This window comes from Mixta gaviniae, assembly GCF_002953195.1.
Taxonomy (GTDB): domain Bacteria; phylum Pseudomonadota; class Gammaproteobacteria; order Enterobacterales; family Enterobacteriaceae; genus Mixta; species Mixta gaviniae.
In genome coordinates this window covers 4,521,227-4,527,605 of the sequence record NZ_CP026377.1, presented here as the reverse complement: position 1 = coordinate 4,527,605, position 6,379 = coordinate 4,521,227, and the positions used below count along the sequence as shown (strand labels likewise).

5 protein-coding genes are annotated in these 6,379 nt (G+C 59.8%); 1 reads left to right on the top strand and 4 read right to left on the bottom strand.

The window, feature by feature from the left end; translation table 11 throughout:
- Positions 1–81: 81 nt before the first annotated feature.
- The 4 genes from mioC to ravA all read right to left on the bottom strand — a co-directional run bounded on the left by mioC (position 82) and on the right by ravA (position 4,231).
- Complete coding sequence (mioC, locus tag C2E15_RS21185) at positions 82–522, bottom strand: FMN-binding protein MioC (RefSeq protein ID WP_104959025.1); 441 nt, start codon at positions 520–522, stop codon at positions 82–84.
- A gap of 156 nt (positions 523–678) precedes the next feature.
- Positions 679–1,140 (bottom strand): transcriptional regulator AsnC, encoded by a 462-nt coding sequence (gene asnC, locus C2E15_RS21180; RefSeq protein ID WP_104959024.1) that lies wholly within the window; start codon positions 1,138–1,140, stop codon positions 679–681.
- Between the two features lie 137 nt (positions 1,141–1,277).
- Positions 1,278–2,738 carry an ATPase RavA stimulator ViaA gene (gene viaA, locus C2E15_RS21175; RefSeq protein WP_104959023.1) on the bottom strand — a complete coding sequence of 487 codons (1,461 nt, stop codon included), beginning with the start codon at positions 2,736–2,738 and terminating at the stop codon, positions 1,278–1,280.
- Positions 2,735–4,231: an ATPase RavA gene (gene ravA / locus C2E15_RS21170; protein WP_104959022.1), complete on the bottom strand. Its 1,497-nt coding sequence runs from the start codon at positions 4,229–4,231 to the stop codon at positions 2,735–2,737. The genes viaA and ravA overlap by 4 nt, the downstream gene beginning before the upstream one ends.
- 265 nt (positions 4,232–4,496) lie before the next feature.
- Here ravA and kup point away from each other — a divergent pair, with 265 nt between their 5' ends.
- Positions 4,497–6,365 carry a low affinity potassium transporter Kup gene (kup, locus tag C2E15_RS21165; RefSeq protein ID WP_104959021.1) on the top strand — a complete coding sequence of 623 codons (1,869 nt, stop codon included), beginning with the start codon at positions 4,497–4,499 and terminating at the stop codon, positions 6,363–6,365.
- Positions 6,366–6,379 lie beyond the last annotated feature (14 nt).

The following is a 6,379-nucleotide window of genomic DNA, read 5'->3' as shown; positions in this document are numbered from 1 at the left end:
AGGATCCAGGGATAAAAAAGAGTGAAATATGCTGGGGATCAATGGAAAAAAGCGCGGTGATCCCAGCATTGATCGTGCGATCTACAGCAAAGGTCGCCAGTTTTCCAGCCAGGCCTCTGCCGGATCTTCCGGGATCTCATGCTCCAACACATCAATCTCCAGCCGTTCGCCGATACGCTTCGCACCCAGGGCGATCAACAGCTGGTCAAACTGCTTAATCGCACCGCAGAACAGATCGTATTCCCGGTTGCCGATGCCGACGGCGCCGTAACGCAGGCCGGAAAGATCGGGACGCTGCTGCTCCAGCTCTTCATATAGCGGTTGCAGGTTATCCGGCAGATCGCCCGCGCCATGGGTAGAGCTGACCACCAGCCAGATCCCCTGCAGCGGAAGTTCATCCAGCGCCGGACCGTGCAGCGTCTCGGTAGATAAGCCTGCTTCCTCCAGCTTGTCGGCCAGATGTTCTGCTACATATTCCGCACTGCCGAGAGTGCTGCCGCTAATAAGGGTGATATCTGCCATGATGCGATCCTGCAACGTGCTGTCTTTAAGAGCGAGCATTGTACGCTGTGATCAGGCTGGGATCTACCTGTGGAAAACCAGAAGATGAACAGAGGGGAATAACGTGGATCCGCCGTTGCCGCGCGGCGCCACGTCAGGGATAAGGTTATACACAGATCATGGCTTGATCGTGCGCATGATCGGGTTCTGCAGGGAGATAAGCGTTTCGGTGGACTGGATTTCATCGATGGTCTGGATCTTGTTGATCAGCACCTGCTGCAGTGCGTCGATCGATCGGCACATCACCTTAATAAAGATGCTGTAGTGCCCGGTGGTGTACCAGGCTTCCACCACTTCGTCCAGCGCCTCCAGCTTCGCCAGTGCCGCCGGATAGTCGCGCGCGCTTTTTAAAATGATGCCGATAAAGCAGCAGACGTCATAGCCCAGCTGGCGCGGGTCGATCTCCACGCGCGTGCCGATAATGATGCCGGCCTGGCGCATTTTCTCTACCCGCACGTGGATGGTGCCGGGGCTGACGTTGAATTGCTTGGCCAGTTCAGCGTAGGCGGTGCGGGCGTTCTCCAGCAGCGCATTGAGGATCCCGCGATCCAGATTATCGAGTTGCAGCGTTTCTGCCACGTTTCGCTCCACTTGGCTAAGTATAAAGAAGAAGGGATCAACGGCCGGGAAAACGCGCCCGGCGGAACAGAGGCATCCTACCGTTGCCTGCAGGGATTGCAAAGTCAAAGCTGCTGCCTGCGCGGAACCGCGGCGGGTCAGCGTTTCCAGCGGCGCAGCAGACGCTGTTTCAGCCCGGTGTCGAACCGCCAGATATGATCAAAGATGCGCAAAATTCCCGGCTTGCCGTGCGCCGACATGGCAACGGCGTGGAAACGCTGATGCTGCTGCTGTTGATGGCGTTGAACGGTTTTGATGATCTGTTCCGGCAGGCGCTGTGCGATAAAGTCCGAGACGATGACCGCATCCGCATCACGCCAGGCGGCGTCCTGCAGACGCAACAGCACCGCTTCCAGGCAGGCGGCCAGATCGGTGCCGCCGCGAAAGCGCTGGCTGAGAAAGCGGATCGCCTGCGCGATGCCGTCTTCGGCGGTCAGCTCGTAGCCGATCACCTCATGGGCGAACAGCATAATGTAGCAGCGGCGCTTCTCCGCCAGCGCGACCTTCAGCAGCGCCAGACAGAACGCTTTCGCGCAGCGTTCGTTAAAGCCGCCCATCGAGCCGGAGGTATCCACGCAGACAATAAAGGGGCCTTGCGGGCAGGCCTGCTGTTGCTGATGGCTCACCGGGCGTTGCACGACCTTGTCGCGCCAGGCCTCTCCCTGCAGACGATAGGTGAGCAGGCGCTTCTCCACCAGTCGACGATAGAACTCCACTTCCAGCTCGCTGATGCCGAGCGTTGCCAGCTCCGCGGGTAAAAGGCGCAGCACATCTTCGCTCTGGTGCAGGCCGTTTACCTCTTCCGGCACGCTATCCGGCTGGCGGACCGGCTGGCGAAACGCCTCCGGCGGCGCCTCTTCCGCCGGTGCCGCTTTCGCTTCGCGGCTGCGGCCCAGCTGCTGCGCCAGCTTTATCAGCTCTGGCTGGCCGGCGAGAAACTCGCCGTACTCCACGATCAGCTGATAATCGCCACGCTGCAGCGGCGTCGCACTCATATCCCACAGCCGTCCGGCGGAAGATTCGTCGCTTTCCGACAGCACCGGCGCCAGCTGACCGCTCAGCGCCATGCGCTGCTGCAGATCGGCCAGCAGGTTTTCCCGCTGCTCCTCCAGCAGATGTTCATTCAGCGTCATGGTTTGCAGCGTCAGGCTGAGCCGCCAGCGCTGCAGAAACAGGGTGTGCTGCGCCGGGCTAAGCTGCTGGCCATCGCAGTGGCCCGCCAGCGTGCGCGCCTGCCCGGCGAAGGGAGAGGCGAACGCATCCAGCCGTGACAGCAGCGCCGGCAACGCCTGGGTAAAGGCGCTTTGGCCCAGCGCCTGATGCTGCTGGAAAAGCCGAAACTCCTGCTTTAGCGCCTCCGGCACCGGCGTGGTTTTTAACCGTTCGCCGATCTCCGTTTTCCAGCGTGGCAGGTCGCGCAGCAGCGCCTTCTTCATGCCGGGAAACTTTTCGAAAAACAGCACCAGCTGCGGTGAGGCGAGCAGGGCGATCGCCAGATCTTCGATCAGCTGGGTCTGGCCGATCGACAGCAGGGTGCTGATCGTATCCAGCGAGATCATTGTCTGGCTTTCTTCAGCTGTTCGGCCACATCCTGTAGGCTGTTTTCGATGCGCGCCAGCCAGTCGTCGCTGATAAACAGGCAGCGCTGATGCTGAGCGAAAAGCGCGCGCTGCGCACGCAGCTGAGCGTCCAGCGCGTCCAGCGCCTCGGCGATCTCCGCCGGCACCGCCTCGTGGCTGATTTCACCCGGCAGCGCCAGGCGTGACGCCTGCAGGCTAACGTCGCGCAGCGTCAGGCAGTCGTTGCCGTCTACCTGCAGATCCAGCGTCTGGGCAAAGCCGATGCCGTTCAGTTTGCCGCGCGCTTCGCCGCCTTTCAGCAGCCAGTGCTGCAGGGCGTCGCGCGCGATGACCACGTGCGTCACCTGCATATCATGCAGCGTCAGCGGTTTTTGCAGCATCAGCGTCAGCTGTTCGGCGTTCAGCGCCGCCGGCAGCGCATAGTGCGCCTTGCGGCTGAACATGCCGCCGTGCTTTTCCAGCCGGACGGCGCGATCGAGGCTCTGCTGTTGCGCGAGGGCGAGATGGCGCGCTTTGATATGCTGCAGCGCGATCAGCATTGGCTGCTGCTGCCACGCCTGTTCGGTGATCAGGCTTTCGATCTCACGTTCCAGCAGCGACATCGAAGCCATATCGTGCCACAGGCAATCTTTCAGCAGGATCAGGTCTACCGGCGCGATCGCCTGGCGGCCGCTGTAAAAGGCGCACGCCTGCAGCAGATGAATGGCTTTTTTCCAGCGGCGATCGGAGATGTAGGGGGCGTCGGGCAGCGCTTCCAGCCGCTGGCGCAGCTGGTAAATCAGCTCAAACACCGGCTCCGGCAGCGCTACCTGGCTGATGCTGGCCTGCCACTGCCGGTACTCGTCATCGGTGATGCAGAGCGCGCTGTCCACCGGATTGGCGTTTTCATCCTGCTGGTGGATGAGCATATTGCGGAAGTTATGCTTTTCATGCACGTTGTCCAGCCAAAGGCGGATCAGCATCCGGTCATACAGCGCTTCCAGCCCGCTGTCCGCTTCCGGCAGCTCGTTGGAGGCGGTGACCAGCAGCCGCATCGGGATGCGCTCTTCGCTGTCGCCGTTGCGGAAGCGCCGTTCGTTAATCGCGGTAAGCAGGGTATTCAGAATGGCCGGCCCTGCTTTCCAGATCTCATCCAGAAATACGATCTCCGCGTCGGGCAGATACCCTTTGGTCAGCCGTTGATAGCGGCCTTCATCTTTCAGTGCCTGAATAGAGAGCGGGCCGAACACCTCTTCCGGCGTGGAGAAGCGGGTCATCAGATATTCAAAGGCGCGCGCATGCTGAAAGGCATATTTCAGGCGGCGCGCAATCAGGCTCTTGGCGATGCCGGGCGGGCCAAGTAAAAAGACGCTTTCACCGCTGAGCGCGGCCAGCAGACAAAGGCGTATGGCATGATGGCGCTCATACAGGCCTTTTTCTAAGGCGTTGCTGAGGCGTGAAATTCTTTCAGCCAGTAAATGTGGTTGAGCCATAATCAGTCAATTATCCTGTTACTACTGCACACGCTTTAGCCGATTGGCGGGCGCAAACACTACTGGCTATCATGCTTGAAAGCATTGATAGCCGTCAGCTTTTTTATCCTGAAAGGGTGAGGCGACGCTTCTATTGCCGATTATTGTCGAAAACCATCGCCGACCGGGGGTGGGTTTTTACTTAAAATTAGGCATACTGTGCGCTTTTTGATGGCCTGAGCCGTGCGCGCCGATGCGTCGCAGCGCTCCAACAAAAGATGACATTATGAGTTCTGACAAGAAGCAGCCGCTCGCCGCAGTCACCCTGGCGGCAATAGGTGTGGTTTACGGGGATATCGGCACCAGTCCGCTTTATACCCTACGCGAATGTCTGTCCGGACAATTTGGTTTCGGCGTTGAGCGCGACGCTGTGTTCGGCTTCTTATCACTGATTTTCTGGCTGCTGATCATGGTGGTCTCCCTGAAGTACATCAGCTACGTGATGCGTGCCGACAACGCCGGCGAAGGCGGCATTCTGACGCTGATGTCGCTGGCGGGGCGCAATACCGGCGGCAAGGCCACCGCCGCGCTGGTGATCATGGGGCTGATTGGCGGCAGCTTTTTCTACGGCGAAGTGGTGATCACCCCGGCGATCTCGGTGATGTCCGCCATCGAGGGCCTGGAGATTGCCGCGCCGTCGCTCGACCCCTATATCGTGCCGCTGTCGATTGCCGTTCTGACGCTGCTGTTTATCATTCAGAAACATGGTACCGGCATGGTGGGCAAGCTGTTCGCGCCGGTGATGCTGCTGTGGTTTATCGTGCTGGCGGTGCTGGGCGGGCGCAGCATTCTCAATAATCCGGAAGTGCTGCAGGCGCTGAATCCGGCCTGGGCGGTACACTTCTTCCTGGAGTATAAGCAGGTGTCGTTTTTCGCGCTGGGTTCGGTGGTGCTGGCGATCACTGGCGTTGAAGCGCTGTATGCCGATATGGGCCATTTCGGCAAAAAGCCGATTCGCCTCGCCTGGTTCAGCGTCGTGATCCCCTCGCTGGTGCTGAACTACTTCGGCCAGGGCGCGCTGCTGCTGAAGCACCCAGAGACGATCAAAAACCCCTTCTTTCTGCTGGCGCCGGACTGGGCGCTGATCCCGATGCTGATCCTCGCCACGCTGGCGACGGTTATCGCTTCGCAGGCGGTGATTTCCGGCGTCTTCTCGCTGACCCGTCAGGCGGTGCGCCTGGGCTATCTGCCACCCATGCGCATTATTCACACCTCCGAGGAAGAGTCCGGCCAGATCTATATCCCGGTGATTAACTGGCTGCTCTACTATGCGGTGCTGATTGTGATCATTAGCTTCGAACACTCCAGCAACCTGGCGGCGGCCTACGGCATCGCCGTCACCGGCACCATGATTTTAACCTCTATTCTGGTTTGCACCGTGGCGATAAAGAACTGGCACTGGAATCGCCTGCTGGTGGCGCTGATTCTGGTGACGCTGCTCTGCATCGATATTCCGCTGTTCTCCGCCAACCTGATCAAGATCTTCTCCGGTGGCTGGCTGCCGCTCTGCCTGGGCCTGACGATGTTTATCATCATGACCACCTGGAAGAGCGAGCGTTTCCGCCTGCTGCGTCGTATGCATGAACACGGCAACTCGCTGGACGCCATGATCGCCTCGCTGGAGAAATCACCGCCGGTGCGCGTGCCGGGCACCGCCGTCTATATGTCGCGCGCCCTGAACGTCATTCCGTTTGCGCTGCTGCATAACCTGAAGCACAACAAGGTGCTGCATGAGCGCGTGGTACTGCTGACGCTGCGCACGGAAGATGCGCCATACGTGCATAACGTGCGGCGCGTTACCATCGAACAGCTTTCGCCGACTTTCTGGCGCGTAGTGGGCAGCTACGGCTGGCGCGAGACGCCGAACATGGAAGAGATTTTCCACCGCTGCGGCCTGGAAGGGCTGAACTGCCGCATGACGGAGACCTCCTTCTTTATGTCGCATGAATCGCTGATCATCGGCAAACGGCCCTGGTATCTGCATCTGCGCGGCAAGCTGTTCCTCGCGCTGCAGCGCAACGCCCTGCGTGCGCCCGATCAGTTTGAAATCCCGCCTAACCGGGTCATCGAACTGGGTACCCAGGTCGAGATTTAACTGACTGAGAGCAG

What these genes read in the sequence shown, in the direction of transcription:
- mioC (WP_104959025.1), bottom strand. Translation starts at nt 522, where the DNA reads ATGGCAGATATCACCCTTATTAGCGGCAGCACTCTCGGCAGTGCGGAA.
- viaA (WP_104959023.1), bottom strand. Translation starts at nt 2,738, where the DNA reads ATGATCTCGCTGGATACGATCAGCACCCTGCTGTCGATCGGCCAGACC.
- ravA (WP_104959022.1), bottom strand. Translation starts at nt 4,231, where the DNA reads ATGGCTCAACCACATTTACTGGCTGAAAGAATTTCACGCCTCAGCAAC.
- kup (WP_104959021.1), top strand. Translation starts at nt 4,497, where the DNA reads ATGAGTTCTGACAAGAAGCAGCCGCTCGCCGCAGTCACCCTGGCGGCA.